Source organism: Brucella pituitosa, assembly GCF_965577835.1.
In the GTDB taxonomy this organism is placed as follows: domain Bacteria; phylum Pseudomonadota; class Alphaproteobacteria; order Rhizobiales; family Rhizobiaceae; genus Brucella; species Brucella pituitosa.
This window is the reverse complement of sequence record NZ_OZ264094.1, coordinates 559,465-579,451: the sequence shown is the minus strand read 5'-3', so window position 1 is coordinate 579,451 and position 19,987 is coordinate 559,465. Positions and strand designations below refer to the sequence as shown.

Below are 19,987 nucleotides of genomic sequence, written 5' to 3'. Positions count from 1 at the left end.
GCGCCTTACATGGGGATGTTCATTATGTCTGACTACGTATTCGAAGCGCGTAATCTCTCCAAGAACTACGGCGTTGTTCAAGCTTTGCAAAACGTTTCGATCGGGATCAAACAGAGCGAAATACACGCAATTATCGGTGAGAATGGTGCTGGTAAAAGCACTTTGATGAACATCTTTTCAGGCAAGGTAAAACCAAGTTCAGGAACAATCTGGCGCAACAATCAGAAAGTATCCTTCCTCGCTCCAAGCCAGGCTCAGTCTGTTGGGATAACGATAGCTCCACAAGAAATCAATCTTGTGCCTAATCTGAGCGTTGCAGAAAATATTATGCTTGGAATGCATAGCAAACGACCATCTGGTGTAGGCATTGACTGGTCTAAAACCCGGCGGCTCGCCAGTTACCATCTTCATTCAGTCGACGACGACATAGACCCGGACATGAAGGTCTCTGATATCAGCAAAGCCCATCAGCAACTGGTACAGATTGCCCGTGCTGCTGCCACCTCGGCAGAAATCCTGATCCTGGATGAACCTACGGCAGCGCTCACCTGGCGCGAGACAGAGAAATTATTCAAGTATGTAAAAGCCTTTCGCAGGCAAGGTGGATCAATATTTTATATCTCTCATCGTCTTGACGAAATTCTTGAGCTCTCAGACCGGATATCCGGTTTGAGAGATGGCGGCTACGTTGGAGAACTGGATCCCGCAACAGCAACAAAAGACGATATGGTGCGCATGATGGCGGGGAGAGCGGTAGCAAATTTTGTCCACCCAGTCCGCAGATCGCCGCCTGAAACCACAACGGCTTTGGAAGTAGAAGGCCTATCTCGAGCCGGCGAGTTCACAAATGTCAGCTTCAAGCTGCATCAAGGTGAGATATTGGGCGTTTCCGGTCTGATCGGATCAGGTCGAACTGAGCTGGCAAAATGCATATTTGGCCTGACGCGGCCAGACTCTGGCGATATCCGCGTATTTGGACAGGATACAAAAAACGCCACTCCCTTAACCATGATCCGCAGTGGCCTGGTGTATCTGCCGGAAGAGCGTAAACAGGAAGGCATCTTCCCGCTTCTGAGCATTGCTGAAAACATGGCTTTGCCGTCAATCGACCGCTTCCGCAGTCTGGCAACCATCAGCAATGGCGCCCTGATGGAAGAGGTCGATGCGTTTATAGCTCGCCTTCGTATCAAGATCGGTTCCCCAAAAGATCTCATCACCAGCCTATCTGGTGGAAATCAGCAGAAAGTCATTATTGGCCGATGGCTGATGAAGAACGCCAAAATTCTCATAATGGATGAACCGACACGCGGAATAGATGTGAACGCCAAGTTCGAAATACAGGCTGAACTGCGCCGATTTACAGAGCGGGAAGGCCTGTCGATCATATTCATCTCGTCTGAACTGGAAGAGGTAATGACTGTTTCCGACCGAATAATGGTGATGCACGAAGGCAAAGTCAAAGGAACGCCTCGCGCAGACGAAGTTTCGCAGGAATCGTTGCTCCAACTCGCAATGAGCTAAGGACTATGTGATGACGCACGATACAATCTCGGACGGTATTCGTTCCAAAACCACCACAACACTGATTACGCGCTTCTGGCAATGGGAAGCTAGTGGTGTTCTGGTTGCCTTAATTGTCCTGATGGGTGTCCTTGCTTTTATGACGGATAATTTTCTGACAACCTACAACATGTCGGTAGTGGCGCGTCAGGCAGCGTTCGTCGGTCTGGTCGCACTTGGTCAGACGCTTGTTCTGCTCGTTGGTGGCATTGATCTGTCAGTAGGTGCTGCAGCCGGCCTTTCAGCTATTATTGGTTCCCTTCTACTCACAACTCTGGGTATCCACCCTTACGCAATTATACCTTTGACTATGCTGTTCGGTCTGGGGCTTGGGTTGATCAACGGTTTTTTTGTTGCCTTCCTTCGGCTTAATCCCTTCATTGTAACGCTGGCAACCTGGGAAATTTTTGCCGGTCTCACACTGGTAATCACAAAAGGCTATCCGATACGCCCATTAGGCGAGACGTTTCAGTTGTTTGGCAAGGGTGAGATCCTTTCGGTCCCTATTCCTGTGATCATCTTTATAGTAGCTGGCATAGCCCTTGTTTGGATGCTCACGCAGACAAAATTTGGACGCAACATCTATGCCGTCGGCGGCAACCGTGAAGCGGCTATACTGGTAGGCATTAAGACAAGATTTGTTGAATTCCTCGTCTTTGGTATGGCCGGCATGTTCGCGGCTCTTGCGGGAATTTTATTTGCAAGCCGGATGGACGCCGGACAGCCTTCCGTCGGTGAAGGCTGGCTAATGGGAGCGATAACCGCCGCCATTTTAGGGGGGACCAGCCTACGCGGTGGTCAGGGCTCAATTGTCGGCACAATCCTTGGAGCGCTATTGCTCACTGTTCTGGCTAACGGCACAGTTCTCCTCAACGTTTCCGGTTTCTGGCAAAGAGTGATTGTTGGCGGCGTTGTACTCGTGGCCATTATGGTCGATCTGTTTCGACGCCGAGGGTAGATAGTCAGACAAAGTCTCCATCTAGCAGCCGATCATGAATTGTTTGCGTTCTCATGTCCAGTCAGGCATTAAAACGAAACAAATGATCGCAAGCAGAGGTCCAAACGAGTGAGTGACTTTCAGGATGACCTGCGTGTTCGCGCGGCCTGGCTTTATTATAAAGAGGGGATGACCCAGGATCAGGTGGCTCAGGAGTTGGGGCTGAACCGTACGAGAGTTTTGAGGATGCTGGCGACAGCTCGTCAGGATGGCATTGTTCAAATTCGTGTAACCGCGAAACAAAGTCGGTGTATCGAACTTGAGCGAGCCATTGAAGAGCGTCACGGCCTTGAAAGAGCCATCGTTATCCCCTCGCCCCAGCAAAGTGAACAAACTTCGGAAGTCATTGGTGCCATTTTGGGCGAATACATTGCCGACCGCCTTGATCGAAATATTACGATCGGTCTTGGTTGGGGCAAAACGCTCAGCTCTACTTTGGACTCCATTCCACAACAGGATTCTGTAGGGGTATCTGTCGTATCCCTTTTGGGTGGGCTGACTAAGGTGAGCGCGTTTAATCCATCTGAATTTGCCTGGCGGCTTGGTGATCGCCTTTCAGCTGAATGTCTTTTGATGGCTGCACCGGTTTTCGCACCTGATGCGCAAACAAGGGATGCTTTGATGACACATCCTGGAATAAAGGAAGTCTTCAGGCGTTCTGAACAACTGGACCTCGCAATCATCAGCGTCGGAGACTTGTCACCCTCTTCTACATTTGTAAAATATGGGCTTCTCGAGAAAGACGAAATTGCATCATTAGAGCGTGCTGGTGCAATCGGTGACGTTCTTTGTCGCTTTATTGATGCCGATGGCGAAATTGTGGAGCATCAGGTCAACGATCGGGTCATCGCTGTCCATCCCGAAACTCTTCGATCAGCACGCAAAGTGGTACTCGCATCCGGTGGATGGCAAAAGATTTCAGTATTTAAAGCAGCAATGAAACTTCTCAATCCGAATATAATCGTCACCGACGAATTGGTTGCGGAACGTCTTTTGGATGAAAATTAAGGAGGCGGTTTCCCGACGCTCAAACGTCTGACTTGGGATCAAGAAAACGCCCGCTGCTCGCTAACCGACCTGATACGCCACTTTCATGTCTGAACGTTCTTAGCTATTTACCGCAGCTGATCGTGCGATTTGTATTTCCGATTGCGGCAACATGTTAAGAAAGATAGAGGTAGACCAGCAACAACGATACATGAGGAAACGATGGCTACCGGAACTGTGAAATTCTTCAACAACGAAAAAGGCTTCGGCTTCATTACCCCTGAAAATGGTGGGCCCGATGTGTTTGTTCATATCTCAGCTGTGACTTTTGGCGGCGCGCTTCAGGACGGGCAAAAAGTCAGCTACGATATCGGACAAGACCGCAAAACCGGAAAGTCCAAGGCAGAAAACGTCAGCGAAATTTAGGCTGCAGAGGGTAATTGATCTCAGCTCTCGGTCCAGAAAAATCTTCGTCCTATGTGGCTTCTGACCACTTCCCACTCATGTGGTGCGGAAACTACCGTTGAGTTTTCATTGTCAGCTGCCGAGCCCAAATCGATAACCATCTTGAGGGGGTGTGACTCGACGACCCGCCATTGAATAAAGCTAAAGCATGGAAACTCCTCAATATGGGACGTCGGCTTAGCATAGACGGAACGACCGCAATGGGGCCGGGAGCGGACCGTCACCTTACCGTTAAGCATAAGTGAAAACCCGCCATTCGGCGACCGATCCAACTGCATGTGTTCTATCTTGTAAGTCTTGCTACCTTAAAGCTCATGATCAGGCAGCCATGACGTGACGCTGATCGGTGGGCAATTCTGTAGTTGTTGCTGATCATGAGAACTCGGCTTCAAATTTCGCATGACGTACATTTTTTAACCCATTAAGGTAGTACCGAAAAGAAGAAGTGAGTGAAACCCGCAACGTGCCAAACGTTACTTTCCATTATACTGAACGTGTCACACGAGTGGAAGTCGCCGCGTCACTGCTGACGGGTAACCGTCTTGGCATATGCCTGTTGCAGTTGCCGCCGTCTGTCGCTGCAGTCAATGGCGATCACTCCCGGCCGCTGGCGATCGGCACATTGCGCGATCTGCTGGTGGGGGGGCCTGATCATGCTGTGCCAGCGTTGCAGCGCATGATCCCAGGTGCGGATCCAGTATTGGTCGTCGCGCCCGAATATGCATTTGGCTCGACGGATTGGACTGAGATCGACGCACTGGTTCGTGCGGCGACCCGCCCGATCATCCTTTTGGCCGGTTTTGGCGCGACAATAGGTCAGTCGGTACTTGACTGGCAGGTATTAGGTGTGGGTGAAGCCACGCAACGGCACCTTGGCTGGCGCCAAGCTGACGGCGCGATCAGCGATATCCAGCGGGTCAATGGCGGATGGTGTTGGCTTCATACGCCAGGCGAAACCACGCACTGCATTGCATATCTCAAGAATGTGCTGGAGCAGTCGGTCGAAGCGGTGAACCTGCCCGATCTTCAGGAAGGCCGTGCCATTATCCATCTTGCATTCGCCGACAGCGATATATTTCCGCTGATCTGTGCTGATCTGCTGCAACCGGCGGCACAGAATGCGGGTTCGCCGCAAGCGCGGATCCAGCAGGCGCTCGGCACGACTGCCGCTGATCGACCCGCATTGGTGGTTGGATCGCTGCTACAGTGGGGATACAACGTCAACTGGGTGGCCGCAGTGAACTCACTGCTCAACACAGTTCTCGCCGGACGGCCAGGGGCCGTCGCCTTGTGCAACATCGCTGCGGATGCGCCGAAGGCCGATGAAGCTTATGACAAGTGGCGCAGTTTGAGCGGCCTTTACGTTCCTTTCGATGCACTACCCAAGGGCCAATGCAATCTGCCGGCAGTGCGTGCTCTTAACGACATGGGTATCACAGGGGGGGTGGTCCGAGTCACAGAACCCTGCGTAACCAGTGGATACGTTACGTGGGGACCGTTCACTCCAGTCAAGGGCAAGTTCGCATGGCGCGGCAATATGAGCTGCCCGATCGGCAATGCCGGGCTCGCCGCACTTACTGTTCCAGCACGGTCGCATGAGGCGGGTGAATTTGCGCGTTTCCTGCGCCGCTATCCTCCTGTTGCCACAGCAGCGCCGCGCCTTCAGCTTGGGCTTAACCTTGTTGTCGAGCAGCTCCATGCAGGGGCAGAGCCCACGCCGGCGGCGCTGCTCCACGCAACGTTAAATGGAGTTGATCCCGGACGGCCGCAGGATCCTGACGGGCTCCATGTTGCGGAGACGAGCGCCGCTCTCAAAACGGGCATCCACGCCGTGGCCACGCTGAAATCGATCGACGGAATCTCTTGGCAGGCGAACCCCAAGCTGACGGGTCAACTTCGACTAGCGAATGAGAAACATCTGCTGGTATGGCGGTCGCCCCACAAGTCGCGGCTAGCGATGCGGCGTGACCTTGCCGCGTGGCGCATGCTCCCCGGTGGCGAACATCCGGATCTAATTGTGCTGGGCGCTGGACCTAATGGAGACTTGGATGGGGGCGAAATCCCGCAGGACCGTCGCGACGATATCAGCACCGCACCTTCGTCGGGCACCGAGCTGGCCGTAGGTGGATCGCTAGCCTCACGACAAGACGACTTTACTACGGCGCAAAGCCTTCGGAGAGTCGCCGGCCTCAGTCTCGCTAACGTCGCAGATGTATATGCTGATTTCGAAGAGGACGCCGATACCGAGCGCGTCGCGACGTTACTCGGGCAAATAAATGCATGCTTTGCCAAGGATGTTACAGAATGACGGAAATACAGCATGCCGACGGTAGTCTCAACCTCGCGGTGGCGCAGCTCGACGAGCTTTGCGCGAAGGTAGGTCTGCAGCAGGCTGGATTGCCTGTCGCAGCGGGCGAGTACGCGGTCCCTGCAGGTACAACATTATGGACCTCTCGCTATGCCCGACTTGTCCTTTGGCCGTGTGGTTCGAGCGATGCTACGGGGGTTACTGCAGCCGCCCGTGAAGGCCAAGGCTGGTTCGACGAGATACTCGTACGCGGCGAGGCGCAGTCGCGTGGGCCGATCGACGGGTATCTTGTGCTTGCTTTACCGTCCGCACCGACAGCAGATGCCAGCGAGGACGCTCGGCGCCTCGAACTATCTTCGCAGGTTTGCCGCAAGCACCTTATATGGCCGGCGGGCGAAGCTGATATTGAAGAGAACGCGGGCACGTGGCTGCGAGTGGCTGACGTGACTGTCGTGGGCTTACCCGACACGATGCCGTCGGGTGGCGGTGAGCTGGTGTGGCCCAAGATTGACAGTGAAGCCCAGGCGGTGTGGGACGACCTCGCCGCGCTAGGTATGTCGGCCACACTGCTTCAGGACGAAACGCTATGACCCGCGGCGTCCGCCTTTCGTCGCTCACTGTGGGTGCATTCCGAGGAATCGGCAAAGTGCTTGAGTTCGATCTGCGCGCACCATTGACGCTGGTGTTCGCACCCAACGGGACTGGTAAGACGACGATGTGTGAAGCGGCAGAGTGGCTGCTGACGGGTCAGGTCGACCGGTTGAGGGACAAGAGGGATTTCGACGCCGAGGTGTTGCGCTCAAAGTTCGCGGGGCCGGAGCACAAGCCGCGCGTCGCAGCCAATCTCCGGGTCGGCGGAAAAGCCTATCGACTTTCGCGCAACGCTGTGGGCAGCCAATCCCCGGCCGCGTTCGACATAGATGGAACTGAGGTGCCGCAGCGGCCAAACGATCTGCTTGCGCTGCTGGCGCCGGCCGCCGCTGCCAATGAGGCACACCACCTGACCGCAATCAACTTACGCCAGCGATGGCTAAAGGGCACCCGGTTTTTGAGCGCGGAGGCGCTGGCGGCTCTGGTCGACACGGACGACGAGACCATCGAGCGGCGCACACAGGTGTTTGCTGACCTATTGGGGATTCGGCACTTGCTCGATGCCGAACGGCAGTTCGGGAAGTATGCGACGGACCTTTCATCGCGGTTGCGCGCCCGCGTTCAGCTAATCCAGCAACGTTCGGCTGAGGCGGATGCGATTGAGAAGGAACTCGACCGCAATGCGTCGCCGACCACGACGGCGGCGTCAGCGATCGGTGAGGCCGCACAAGCTGAGATTCTGCTCGTACCGTCTTCAACAGATATTCCCCCTTCCGATGCACCGTTCCCCGACCGGCTGGAGGCGCTCACAGCTCTGCAACGACGCGGCTGGCATGAGAACGAGCGCCGCCGCATCGCCCTGGGCGCGGTCGATGTTCGCCGCAGCAGCCGCGTCGCGCTGGAGCAAGCAGTTGCCGCAGCACGAGCAACAGAACTGAAGCTCGATGCCGAGCTTGCCGAGATGGGCAAAAACGGCCAGGCAGCTGCCGCCAAGGTCGCCGCGATTGAATCCGAACGCCAGAGTGTCACCGCGGCGAGCCGGGCGCTCGCGGCTGCCGGTGATCGCCTAGCGCGGCGGAGTGCCGCGATGCTTTCGATCATACACCACGCGTTGATGTTTGATCATGTCCCCGTGACGCTTGGCGGTCTGCGCGCCGGTTTGCCCGAGACAGGGTGGACCACCAATGCGCGTGCCGAGCGCCGCGCAGTGTTGACTGAACTTTCTGGCGGATTAGAACAGGCTAAACGAGAAGCCGAACGGCTACGGCTGCTCGACGTCGAGCGTGAGGCTGCCAGCGTCGCCACCGTCTCCGAGGCGGCGCTAGCTAGTTTTCGGGCCGAGGCGGCCGATGCGGAACGCCGCGCGGCAGCTGCGAACCGACAGCGCGACGCCGCGGCTGCGCCCCTATCCAGGCTCCAATCGGCGGCACGCGAAGTGCTCGCACATGACCATGGCCATCAGGCAAGCAGTTGTCCGGTATGCGCGCACGACTGGTTGACAGCCGACGCGTTGCGCGCTGCGATCTCAGCGGCACTTGCGACTATCCCCGAGCTTGCAAGTCAGGCCGAAGCGGTTGCGCAGGCCGCTACAGAATCGGCCCGAATAGCGTCCGAGAAGATAAAGAACGCGCACACTGCAAATGCGAGGCTCGCCGCGCTGGACCGCGAGCGGGCAACGCTTGCGGATGCTGCGAAACGCCATGCATTTTCGCTGCAGAATGCTGGACTGCCGGCGTCGGTTTCTGCCAGCGAGTTGGGTCTGCAGCGCGTTCGCCTCGACATTGCCGACGCGCTTGCCGCCCTTGACGAAGAGATTGCGCTCCTTCGCACCATGCTCCCTACGGACGCGGCGCAGTTGGTTCTGGACCAAGCACCGCTATCCGACCTAGTCGAACGCGTCTCCGCTCAGGTTGGCGCACGCGATCATGTATTGCAGCTTCAATTGGCGGGATTGGCCCGCACCAGCGAGGATGCCGCAATGCGGCGGGATCGGTTGCGCGCGGAATATGCGGGAATCCAGCAGAGCTTGCGCGACTGTCGCGAGCAGCTAGCGGCGAAGGGAAGCGAGCTGGCCGAAATCCAGGCCCTGTGGGACGTCGCCGCACCGGAACAGCCGTGGAGCGAGGCGGCATTTTTACAGCTCAAGACAAAGTTGGCGGATGAGCAGGACAAGCTGACCCGGGCCGACGCGCATATCCAAGGTGCACGGGCGGCCTGGACAACTGAAGCGCGCCGTTTGCAGTTGGACGAGCTTCGCGCCGCCATTAAACCGGCGCAGGACCAGCTTGTGCGGATGACCGCGCGTATTGCCGCCGCAACGCGGGCGCAGGCATTGTTCCAGGATACTTATACAACAATCAGCAAGCGGCAGGTCCAGGATCTTGCCAAGGTCGTGAACCCGCTGTTCGCTCGCATGCACGCCAACCGGGTATATGACCGCATCAATCTCGGCGAGGAGAGCGAGTTCCTTCATTGGTTGGCACATGCCGGCGACGCGCAATTGGACCCGGGCAAGGACTTCAGCCAAGGGCAGCGACAGGACCTGGCTCTCGCACTTTTTCTGGCGCGAGCGCGAAGTCTCGGCGGAACATTTTTCCTAGACGAGCCGGTGGCGCACCTTGATGATCTTAACCGGGTCGGCCTGCTCGATATTCTTCGCACCACGGTGATTGAAGAAAGCCAGTCGGTCAACATGGTGATCACCACTTCCAGCCGAGCCTTGGCGCGTCATCTTATCGAGAAATTCGCGAACATCGGCTTGGTCGAAACGCCGGAAGGGCAAGTGCGCCCACTTCGTGTCATCGAACTTGATGGAAACAGCCGGAGCGGGGTTCAGCTAAGCAATATATATCCCCTCGTTTAGTTACCATCGAATGAACGAGTGGCGGCTTTCGAGATTAGCGTTGACGCATCTAGATGGCCAAGATGAGGGGCGTTAAGTGAACAGCCAAATTTTGCAAGAATACGTCCCTGAATAGCTTCTCTGTCTGTCAACCAGATTATGGGGCTGAAGATACGAGCTCGCCCTCTTGCATCTACAGAAATATTGAAGTGATATTATGATTTAATCTGAGAAACGTGGGGTCGCATGTCTGTTCTAGATATTCCTCTTCGAAAAGCACTGCAATTATTTTATGCGCCACCTCCGTTACGGCGTTCTATTTTAAAAGAGGATATCCGTCTTGACCGCAAGAAAGAGGCAGGCGGCAACCGAAGCCAAGGTGGAGATTTCCATGGGGCTTTCTGGTCAGATGTGAAGAAGCATATCTCGGACAACGGTGATCTTGCACAACTAACCGATGCCCGCATAGAGTCGAACAAACGGCTCAAGCGACTATACCCGTTGCTGAAAGACGGCGTTCTGGAACTTCTCAGCGCAAAATTGCGTTGGTCAAATGAACTGGTTGAGATCATCCCCCAAAGCGTGCACGGCAACCTACGAATCGAAGAGTCAGGTGGCACAATCCGAATACGGGACGCCCTGCACGCAATGGTGAGAAGCGAATACACCCGTGTCGTATATGCCTACTTTAGCGAAGAACCCGCCCTCTCTGAAGAGGGCGGACGATTGGGGCTGTGGGTGATGCAACATGCGCTGACAAACCTCGATCCAGATGACATGCGCATCATTGACCCACTTCGAAAGACCTTCTTTTCCCCACGAGCCACACCGTTGCTGGGCGATGAAGAGACAGTGTTTCGTGAAAGATACAGATCATTGATTGGTGAATGGGAGCATTTGAAACGCGAGTGAGACAGGTCTCAGTCTATCGAGGCTACCGAGCATTTTTCAGCACATCGAGAAATGCGACGGCCTGACATTGGGATCTGCCCTCGTTTTATGCCCGCTTTTCTAATGCAACCTGTCCTGCCGACCTGTCCGAAAAAAGACGCATATCCCCTTATTCTAAGATGCACGGCCCCGCTCGATGCGGGGCCGCTTTTGTTAAATATCTGTATGCTCTGCCAATTCCAGCGCGTCCTCAATGTCCACACCGAGATACCTAACCGTGTTCTCGATCTTAGTGTGTCCAAACAAGATTTGGATTGCTCGAAGATTGCCCGTCGCCTTGTAGATTATCGCGGCCTTTGTGCGCCGAAGCGAGTGAGTGCCGTAGTCTTCGCGTCGCAGCCCGATTGCGGTGAGCCACTCATCGACCATCCTGGCATACTGACGAGTGCTCAGATGATCGCTGTGATCGACTCGACTGGGACAAGCATAGTCATCCACCGTTACTCCTCTCCGTTCGAGCCAAGCAAGCAAACTCGCCCTGACGTCAGGTGTGATCTCGAATTCCACGGGGCGGCCAGTTTTTTGCTGGATGATCATGGAACGTGTTCGGATTTCCTGTCCCATGACGAGGGTTCCGATCTTGATCTTGACCAGATCGCAGCCTCGTAGCTTGCTGTCGATCGCGAGATCGAACAAGGCTCGGTCTCTCATGCGCCCCACGCTATCGAGGAAGAAGCGAATCGCCCAAATCTGGCACTGTTTCAGCGGCTTCTTCACGCCAACCTTTCGGCCAGCGTTCCAGGCTGGCCTATCCAGTGCGGCAGGATCATATTGTGCAGTACCCATTTGACTTCTCCTTTGGCCACTATTGACCTTCAGGAGAACGCATCAGCACGAGAATTTGCGGGACCGTGAGCGGAAGGGCGGCAATCGGGGCCACCGGTGGGATAGCGACAACCTGACCAAGGCCCGCCATTGCCTGGTTCAAGACTGATTGATCCAGAAGAAGAACACTGCAGCGAAGGCGATTGCTTTTAGACATGAAGGTGTGAGCAATAACAGCAGAAGCTTACTCATGGCGGTACCTTCTGCAAAGTGTTCTGACCCTAGTCTTTTCTTGGGTGGCGGCTCCCTCGATAAGCCCTATCTTCCTGTTGGCGATCAGCAGTGGTGAATGTGTCCACCTTGAGCCTGCGGCCACTTGCAATCCCTGACAGCGACTTCGAAATTTCATCGAGGCGCCGAGCGACGTCATCTATCCCATAGACACGCCAGTTACCGAAGCCTGCAACACTCTCAATCTTGAGCGTATTCTCAAAGGTGAAGGCACGGCGATCAAGGCTTTCGTACTTTATGGCAGCCTTGAACACCGCGGGTTCACCTTCGCGAAACAGCTCAGGACCTTGTCCGAGGTCAAACCGCAGAACTTCGTGGGGCATGAGAAAACTCAAGTCGCCCAGCATTCTGATGTCGCCAAAGTCGAACTTAGACGGCCAGTCTGTCACCCTATCGACAGAAGCCGAAACGCCGGTTGCCGCAGTTGAAGACAAATTGGCGATGCAAAGCTGGACGATGTTGCTGTGGACGTCGTGAACACGTAGATAGGCGACTACCCTTGGTTCTGCTGCTATCAGCCTGGTTTGCTGCGCTTCCTTTAGAAGTGCACGAGCGGTCCATGCGTACCAACCGGTCACCAAAAGCAGCGCAACAGTCGCCAAGCCGGTAATTGCGCCGGTGTTTGTATTCAAAAACTGCATGACTGCCGCGATCTGCGTCATCCTCTAACCCTTTTTGGCCACGCCTCGCTCTAGACTTGAATGAATTGCGCAATAGCGTGTCTGTTCGATGTTATCGAAAGTCAGACAACGACAATATCTTAAAAAATCAACTTGATGGGGAAGGGAGCCTCACCTAATCTTTTGGACAAATCCTACTTAAGTAGGAATCAGTTCGGGGGGGCTTCTTGAAAATACTTGCATACAATCCAGGCCACGATGGTGCCATCGCCTATATCAGAGACGCGAAACTCGTATTTTCGATCGAGGCGGAAAAAGACTCACATTACCGAAATTCCAGTCTCTCAGTCCCGCACATCCTTGATGCCCTTGGCCAGATCGGGGAAATGCCAGACGTCATCTGCCGGGGCGGTTGGTGGCCAAGCGATCACCACGAATACCTTTTTGGTTCCCTACATAACTCAGGATACCGGGGTGTTGAACGAGAACTGTCTATCGTCCAACGCGGACGTTTTTTTCAGGGACGGACACACTACTTTTCCTCCACGCATGAACGCTCACATGTGCTTTGTGCTCTGGGCATGTCCGGTTTTGTGCCTGAGAACACTGTTTACGTGTTGGTCTGGGAAGGTGGGATCGGCGCATTCTATGAGGTTGATCCCGATTTCAACGTGACCCTCGTAGGGGAGGTGATGGATCAGCCAGGCAATCGGTATGGCCTGCTCTATGGCTTGGCGGATCCAACCTTCTCCAAGGATGAGCCATATCCGCGGTTATCAGATGCAGGGAAGCTGATGGCCCTCGCCTCTTTTTCGACAAGAGATGAGCCATCCGACGCCGAGCGCAAACTTTTGAGCTTCCTGCTCGACGGCCCGTCACGGAAGCTTAGCGACTATGATGGCTTGGAAAATGCCCCACATCTAAACGTCGGTCTGAGTGATCCCGAGTTTCGAAATTTCGCAGGAATTTACAGCGACGCGATCTTCGATAGGTTTTATCGCTTTGCCGTTGAAAAGATGAAGAGTGGACGACCGCTGATTATCGCCGGAGGCTGCGGCCTCAATTGCGACTGGAATTCACAATGGCAAAAAACTGGGTTCTTCTCAAACGTCTTCGTTACTCCTGTAGCGAACGACTCGGGTTCTGCTATCGGGACCGCGATCGACGCTCAGCTTCACTTCACGGGTAGTCCTACAATCGAGTGGACTGTCTATTCTGGTCTGCCTTTCGATCACCGGGGGCAGATTGATAAAAGTCAGTACGACATCAGAGATTTTGACAGTTCGGAGATCGCCAGCCTGTTGGCAAACGACCTAATTTTGGCATGGGCAAACGGGAATTATGAGATTGGCCCGCGGGCATTGGGCAACCGATCAATCCTCGCTGCCCCATTCAAGGAGCGCACGAGAGTTCGGTTGAATGAAATCAAGAACCGCGAGCAATACCGTCCGATTGCGCCGTTGTGCTTGCAGGAGGATGCCCACAGATGGTTCGGCTGCGATCACCACAGCCCGCACATGCTATTCACCTACCGCGCAACAACGGATGCACTTGCTGCCGTGACACACGTCAACGGCACTGCCCGCCTCCAAACCGTGACGCGCAGCAGCAACAGCGCGATCTACGATCTTTTGACCGCGTTTAAGGCAAGCACCGGGTACGGAGTCCTATGTAACACGTCGCTGAACTTCCACGGCAAAGGATTTATAAATAACCTATCCGATCTCGATACTTACGTTACCCATCATAATCTTGACGGTTTCGTTCTCGAGGGGAAGACCTATCTGCTGAAGGCCTCAACCACCTACCAAGCGTTTCTCCGATCAGCCGCAAACGCGGCCCGGGACCAATAATGCATGATACCTTATGACGCCCAGTTCCAGAGGGAGAGATGAGCTTGTTTGAAGTTTACTCGATTGGTTTTGAAGAGGACCATCGGCTCAGGTCCATCCTGGTGAGGGAAGTAATGCTGAGACAGCTTGGGGAAGCCACATCAAGGACTTTGCCATCCGTCACCGTGATTGCCAAAAACCTAGTCCGATACTGGGATGACCATACTGAAATCCCTCAGGATGTTAAGGTGTGCCTCGACAGTTGGAGCCCGTTGTTAGACGAAGGCTTCTCGCTTCTCTTGTTCGATAAGCAATCTGCGCTCGACTATATCGCGGATAAGTTCACCAACAAGGAGGTGGAAGCTTTCGCTCGATGCCGACATCCAGCGATGCAGAGCGACTTTTTTCGAATGTGTTACTTGCTCATCGAAGGTGGGCTTTACGTAGATGCCGACGACATCCTCCTCGGTGACGGCTGGAAGCGCATTTTCGGCAACGGACGGCTGAAGCTACAGCCGCTTTGCTACGATACATTGACATCCAGGATGGTACCTGTACTGGATTTCCTGACAGCGGGACGCTCGTCAGATCAGCAAATCTTTTATGTAAATAATGACCCGATCGCCGCACCCGCTGGGCATCCAATACTCGCGAAAGCCTTGGCAAGATCAACCGCGCGACTTCTAGGGGACGACCATCTTCCTCAAATTCAAGAAACCACAGGCCCCGGAAACATCACCGCAGTGTTGGCCTCACATGCCTGCGAGTTGATTGCAAAAGGGAAAGAAATTGATTTCGACCTTCTTTTCGACTGGGACAGCATTGCTGAAATGAGATGGGATCTCTCCTATCGGTCAGACGCCCGCAATTGGCGCAACGTCGATGGTTCAGGCTTCTGAGGTAGATGATATGAACCTTCATGATGCCTCGGGCGCAATCGGTGGATTGGCTTTTCGAATATTCCGTGCTCTGGCAACAGCCATTCCAGGCCGCCGCATTTCCGCCTTCGGAAACAAAGCTGACCAGATTGCGGGTATATACGTCATCAACCTGGACCGGCAGCCAAACCGCTGGCGCCGTGTCATGCGTGAACTTGCTCGTTTCCGTGCTGCTGACGGTCGTGTGCTCACCGACCTAGTAATACGTCTCGCTGCCGTCGACGCCAGGGATGGGCGCGCGGTGGCTGCGACAGCGGATGTCGATCCGAACTATCGCATCGCAGATCAGCTCTTCGTGCAACCCGACGCTAGGCTGGCCGCCACCTTTGACGTCGACGAGCCTGTACGCATGACACGGCAGGAAATTGCCGTTGCCCGTTCTCACATTGAGGTGTGGAAGCGCATAGCTGAGGGAGACCAACAATACGCAATGGTTCTTGAGGACGACGTCTGGTTTCGCCTAGGTGCATCCGCTGCAATCAGCAATGGCTGGCGTGCTGCTATTGATCGATGTGTTACAAAGGGTGGGCCGACTTTACTATACCTGTCTTATTCCGATGCAGGAAATTCTGCGCAGCGGGAGGAGGTTGATGAACACCTTTTCAGGCCAGTACGCGGACTTTGGTTCCTATCGGGGTACGTTCTGTCGCGAGAAGGAGCTGCGGCACTTCTACGGACCATGCCGGTCGTTGGCCCCGTAGACATGTGGATCAACTATCGCTTCGAGGAGCTCGGTGCCCTCGCTCTAAATTCGCCGGCAATCCTGCAAAGGCAAGAGGGCTCCGACAATTCTTATTCGATGCTGCCTTTTCTCGCGCGTGCCGGCATCGTGGATGCTACAGCAGCCACAGTGTTTCGTGGCCGCAACGGAAATAGCCCTGTCCTTGTATGGGTAGCGGACGGTGAATGCGAGTCACTGGCTATGGCGTTATCAATGCTGGGCTTGCGTGTTCGCGTGATCGATCCAAACGACGGCGCCATCGACGCCAGCGAGCTTTCAGACCAATTGGCTTCGTTTGATGCTCTGATCAACGCACGATTGACCAGAGCCGCGCTTGCGGCTTTGTTTCAGCGAGGTAGGTGCAGTTTTATAATAGAGGAACTTGCTGCGCAGTCGCATGATATTGACGCGGCCGCTTTGCCTGCAGCCCGCACTTTGGTGCTTGCAGCCAAAGCGACATGGGAAACACTGTGCTCCTTTCTTCAAATCGCCGTTCCCGCAGAGGACTTTCCGATGGGGGCACCAACCAGCTTCCGGATGTTTAGAGCTGGGCGGCCCGAGACATCATCTTCGCAAGTGTTGCCACCTGTAGGGCGACCGGGCCTGATGGATGACTCACCTTGGGTTCTTCCCCCACGACCTGATTGGCCGAGGGCGCCGGAGCGAACTCTAGTTAAAACTAACCTTACACCTTCTGCTGATGCTGACTTGGAGGCTGCGTCGCCTTGGTTCGTAAGCGTCGCTGAGACCTTCCCCGGCAATTTGGCATCGTTCGTTCATGAAGCAGTCAGCTACGGCAGCACAGGTTCGGTCATTCGATTTAAAGGGGATGCAAGTGGCAGCCGGCCATATCGTTCTGGCGCGCTTGCATCGACACGTCACTTCGGCCACGGACGATTCGAGGCTGAGATAAAAGCTGCCGCTGGTACAGGTCTCATCACTGGCTTTTTCCTGCATCGCAGTGGTCCGCGGCAGGAAATCGATATCGAGTTGCTCGGTGGAGATCCTAGGCGAATGCTCGTGAATGTTTACTTCAACCCAGGGGAGGAAGGGTCTTCTTTCAGCTTTGGGTATCGCGGCACTCCCTGCTATGTCGATCTTGGGTTTGATAGCACACTCGATTTCCATCTCTATTCGATCGACTGGAGGCCAGATCGGATAACTTGGTCGGTGGATGGTATGGTGGTTCACGAACGCGCAAGTTGGGATCCCACGCCAATCCCTCATCTCCCTATGCGTCTGCATGCAAATCTATGGGCGCCCAAGTCTAAAGAGCTTGCGGGAGACGTGATCAAAAGCGCCTTGCCGGCACAAGCAGCATTTAGAAACGTCTCGATATCGGTTGCAGACCACGCTGGATTTTACGCCCCTGTTCATCGGCCTAGCATGAACGAGGAGGTTGCTTGCGAGGTAGCAAAAGGCATTTCTTAATCGCCGATACCGACGAACGCCGACCTCTGCAATGATTTATCCTCAGCCGCGTTTGACTACCGCGCCAATCGCTGAAGTACGACCCCGAGTAATTCCCGTCCTAGCCGTTCAGATGCGTCAGCAGGTTCGAGTGCATCGAGGCCTGCAAAAGTCTGACATCGCTAAAAATAGTATATGGATGTCGCGGCCTGAAAATGCGCCGGTAAGTGTCTGCTATTGGTATTCGGTACCGACTGTTCGAATGACCGGAATGAGGGCGCAAAGCGGTCCGACCGTTCAAAGGCGTGCCCGTTTTCCAGACGCAGCAAGGGCAAGCCCGGCCAGAACGAGGGCGACGCCCACCGCGAACAAAAGCCCGAGTCTATCACCAAACAGAAAGGCGCTGGCACTGATGCCGAACACTGGTTGCAGATATTGTACGCTTGCGGCGATGCGCGCGGGGATCGTCTTCAGCAAATAGAGCCACAGGATCAGGCCAATCACGGTGACCACGACGCCGAGGTAGATGATAACTGCCAGGAGCTCATTTGTGATATTGAACGGTTGCCCGGACATTTCCCAGCCAGCAAGCGGCAATACAGTCATAAGCCCGACCAGCATGTTCCAGGCCGCGACAGGCATCAGACCATACTTCTGTGTCAGTTCAGCGCTCCAGATATAGTAGATCGCAATACCGGCCGCGGAGATCAGGATCAGAACAACGCCGGAGATAGTGGTTCTCGACATGTCGTCGACACCCGGCCCGCTGCCGATTGCGACAAGGGCAATTCCAACGAAGGCGGCAAGCAGACCGCACCATTGCAGTGGCGTGACCGCCTGCTTGAAGCGAATAGCCGCCAAAATGACGATGAACAGCGGAATGGTTGCCGAGAGGATGGTCGCAACTGAGGCCGACGTGCCTTGTCCACCGAAGGACTGTGCAACGTTGCCGAGCGTGATGCCCATGACGCCGAGACCGATAATGGGAAGAACTGCTGTTGCAGGAACCCGAAGTTCGCGTCGAGCCAGGAACATCATGAGCGGCACAGCCACCATGAAGCGGAGCGCCGTCAAGGTCATGGGCGGGACACTGCCAAGTCCAAGCTTGGTGATCGGGATCGAAAGTCCCCACATCAGCGCCAACAGGAGCATGGCTGCAAGGTTCTTCATCGATAGGGAGCCAATCGAGGTGAGCGGTTGCGGCGTGACGGTGAGGTCAAATGAGTTCTGAGACACTTCCTGGAGCCTCGCGGATTGGCATTGGCTTGCGACTGTGTCATATGTAGTTGGAGATTATCCCCAGAGACAAACCATTTGTTCTCACAGAATGTGTGAGAAAAGTTCACGCATATGTCTACCGACCGTCTTCCCCCGCTTCAAACACTCCAGGCCTTCGAGGCAACAGGTCGACGGCTGAGCATGACGCTGGCAGCGCAGGAGCTCCACCTGACCCACGGCGCCGTGAGCCGTCAGATCAAGGCATTGGAGGATTATCTGGGCGTGCCACTGTTTCGCCGCCTGACCCGCAGGATCGAATTGACTGATGCGGGTCAGGCCTTTTTCAGCACCGTGACGCGGCTCTTGTCGGAACTGGCGCGTGAGGCGGAGGAGTTACGGCGACGAAGCGACACATCGCGGCTTATCGTGAATTGTAGCGTTTCCTTTGCCAGCAAGTGGTTGACGCAGCGCCTTCACCGCCTGATCGCATCCTCACCGGACCTTGATATCCATCTGGAAGTGACCGATGCACCCGTCGATTTCGTGACAAGTCACGTCGATGTAGCGTTGCGCTATGGAGATGGGGATTACGCATTCGCCGCATCTGAGCGGATCATGAACGAAACGGTCTCGCCGGTGTGTTCCCCCGATTATCGCGACAAGATGGGCGGGCTCGCTCTCATGGAAGAACTGACCAGATGTCAGCTCATCCACGAAATCGGCATGAACACGACATGGGAGAGCTGGTTTGCAATGATGGGACTGCCGTACCCTGGCGGGCGCGGCCCGGGATATAGCCATGGCAGCATGTCCATCGATGCGGCCGTCCGGGGAATGGGTGTTGCGCTCGGTCGTAGTGTACTTGTCGCGGAGGACCTTGCTGCCGGTCGCTTGATATCACTCTTCCCGGAAGCAAAGCTTGAAGTCGCATGGGGCTACGACCTGATTTACAGGATCGGCAATCAGGACCATCCCAAGGTGCGTGCGTTCCGACACTGGATTTTACGGGAAGTACGTGAGTTCACGCGGGGCATGGAACGGTAAAGCATCCGCTTTTTTCCGCCTGACGCAGCATGACCGTTTTCAACCCAGCAGCCACTGATCGAATTTATGCTGACGGATAATTCGATGACGGCGGCGTCGCGAGGGTGATCAGATTACCGTCGGGGTCACGCACCTGTGCCAGCGTTGAGTAATCACCCGGGATGTCCTCACTCAGGACGATACCCACGCCCCGCAACCTTTCCCTTTCGGCAGCAACATCGTCGACAATCAGAAAAATTGCTCCTCGCCTGGCGATTTCATCATCCGTCGAAATTCCTACTCCGGCCTGATTGAACAACTCCCACTGAACAAGTGTGCCCATTGGTCTGTTATCCGGTCCGCGCCCGAACAGTTTCGTATACCAGGTTTCGGCAGCTGCAAGGTCCGCGGTCAGCAAAAACGTGTAAATCTTGTGCTGTGACATTCGTCTTCTCCGCAAATGAAAAT

The 19,987-nt window shown here is 55.0% G+C and carries 17 protein-coding genes; 12 read left to right on the top strand and 5 right to left on the bottom strand.

Going from position 1 to position 19,987, the window contains the following annotated elements; genetic code table 11:
- Positions 1-24 precede the first annotated feature (24 nt).
- From ACSME1_RS21970 to ACSME1_RS21935, 8 genes are all read left to right on the top strand, one after another.
- Positions 25-1,521, top strand: a complete 1,497-nt coding sequence (locus ACSME1_RS21970; RefSeq protein ID WP_105707812.1) for a sugar ABC transporter ATP-binding protein — start codon at positions 25-27, stop codon at positions 1,519-1,521.
- Between the two features lie 10 nt (positions 1,522-1,531).
- The gene (locus ACSME1_RS21965; RefSeq protein WP_105707810.1) at positions 1,532-2,518 is read left to right on the top strand and encodes an ABC transporter permease; all 987 of its coding nucleotides are present in this window, start codon (positions 1,532-1,534) and stop codon (positions 2,516-2,518) included.
- 108 nt (positions 2,519-2,626) lie between these two features.
- Entirely contained in the window at positions 2,627-3,565 is a 939-nt protein-coding gene (locus tag ACSME1_RS21960; RefSeq protein ID WP_181153677.1) for a sugar-binding transcriptional regulator, read from the top strand.
- A gap of 201 nt (positions 3,566-3,766) precedes the next feature.
- The gene (locus ACSME1_RS21955; protein WP_105707808.1) at positions 3,767-3,970 is read left to right on the top strand and encodes a cold-shock protein; all 204 of its coding nucleotides are present in this window, start codon (positions 3,767-3,769) and stop codon (positions 3,968-3,970) included.
- A gap of 484 nt (positions 3,971-4,454) precedes the next feature.
- On the top strand, positions 4,455-6,317 hold the full coding sequence (locus ACSME1_RS21950; RefSeq protein WP_146113587.1) for an ABC-three component system protein: 1,863 nt from the start codon (positions 4,455-4,457) through the stop codon (positions 6,315-6,317).
- Positions 6,314-6,907 carry a hypothetical protein gene (locus ACSME1_RS21945; protein ID WP_105707804.1) on the top strand — a complete coding sequence of 198 codons (594 nt, stop codon included), beginning with the start codon at positions 6,314-6,316 and terminating at the stop codon, positions 6,905-6,907. The genes ACSME1_RS21950 and ACSME1_RS21945 overlap by 4 nt, the downstream gene beginning before the upstream one ends.
- Positions 6,904-9,771, top strand: a complete 2,868-nt coding sequence (locus tag ACSME1_RS21940; protein WP_105707802.1) for an ATP-binding protein — start codon at positions 6,904-6,906, stop codon at positions 9,769-9,771. The genes ACSME1_RS21945 and ACSME1_RS21940 overlap by 4 nt, the downstream gene beginning before the upstream one ends.
- A 225-nt stretch (positions 9,772-9,996) precedes the next feature.
- Positions 9,997-10,662, top strand: a complete 666-nt coding sequence (locus ACSME1_RS21935) for a hypothetical protein (protein WP_105707800.1) — start codon at positions 9,997-9,999, stop codon at positions 10,660-10,662.
- A gap of 192 nt (positions 10,663-10,854) precedes the next feature.
- Here ACSME1_RS21935 and ACSME1_RS21930 read toward each other — a convergent pair whose 3' ends face one another.
- From ACSME1_RS21930 to ACSME1_RS21920, 3 genes are all read right to left on the bottom strand, one after another.
- Complete coding sequence (locus ACSME1_RS21930; protein ID WP_435655505.1) at positions 10,855-11,487, bottom strand: tyrosine-type recombinase/integrase; 633 nt, start codon at positions 11,485-11,487, stop codon at positions 10,855-10,857.
- A 19-nt stretch (positions 11,488-11,506) separates the two neighbouring features.
- Positions 11,507-11,629, bottom strand: a complete 123-nt coding sequence (locus ACSME1_RS21925) for a hypothetical protein (RefSeq protein WP_435655504.1) — start codon at positions 11,627-11,629, stop codon at positions 11,507-11,509.
- 118 nt (positions 11,630-11,747) lie between these two features.
- Positions 11,748-12,419 carry a hypothetical protein gene (locus ACSME1_RS21920; RefSeq protein ID WP_105707796.1) on the bottom strand — a complete coding sequence of 224 codons (672 nt, stop codon included), beginning with the start codon at positions 12,417-12,419 and terminating at the stop codon, positions 11,748-11,750.
- A gap of 185 nt (positions 12,420-12,604) precedes the next feature.
- On the opposite strand from ACSME1_RS21920, the gene ACSME1_RS21915 reads away from it, so the two are divergent.
- The 3 genes from ACSME1_RS21915 to ACSME1_RS21905 are packed head-to-tail and all read left to right on the top strand — an operon-like array spanning position 12,605 to position 17,299.
- Positions 12,605-14,230, top strand: coding sequence for a carbamoyltransferase C-terminal domain-containing protein (locus ACSME1_RS21915; protein ID WP_105707795.1), 1,626 nt, complete (start codon positions 12,605-12,607; stop codon positions 14,228-14,230).
- A 38-nt stretch (positions 14,231-14,268) separates the two neighbouring features.
- Positions 14,269-15,108: a glycosyltransferase family 32 protein gene (locus tag ACSME1_RS21910; RefSeq protein WP_105707793.1), complete on the top strand. Its 840-nt coding sequence runs from the start codon at positions 14,269-14,271 to the stop codon at positions 15,106-15,108.
- 10 nt (positions 15,109-15,118) lie between these two features.
- A complete protein-coding gene (locus ACSME1_RS21905; protein WP_105707865.1) occupies positions 15,119-17,299 on the top strand; it encodes a family 16 glycosylhydrolase in 2,181 nt (726 codons plus the stop codon).
- 276 nt (positions 17,300-17,575) lie between these two features.
- Here the strand turns inward: ACSME1_RS21905 and ACSME1_RS21900 are convergent, their stop codons facing one another.
- Positions 17,576-18,430, bottom strand: coding sequence for a DMT family transporter (locus ACSME1_RS21900; RefSeq protein WP_435655795.1), 855 nt, complete (start codon positions 18,428-18,430; stop codon positions 17,576-17,578).
- A gap of 198 nt (positions 18,431-18,628) precedes the next feature.
- Between ACSME1_RS21900 and gcvA the strand changes: the two genes are divergently transcribed.
- Positions 18,629-19,540 carry a transcriptional regulator GcvA gene (gcvA, locus tag ACSME1_RS21895; protein WP_105707790.1) on the top strand — a complete coding sequence of 304 codons (912 nt, stop codon included), beginning with the start codon at positions 18,629-18,631 and terminating at the stop codon, positions 19,538-19,540.
- Between the two features lie 64 nt (positions 19,541-19,604).
- Here the strand turns inward: gcvA and ACSME1_RS21890 are convergent, their stop codons facing one another.
- Positions 19,605-19,964 (bottom strand): VOC family protein, encoded by a 360-nt coding sequence (locus ACSME1_RS21890; RefSeq protein ID WP_105707789.1) that lies wholly within the window; start codon positions 19,962-19,964, stop codon positions 19,605-19,607.
- Positions 19,965-19,987 lie beyond the last annotated feature (23 nt).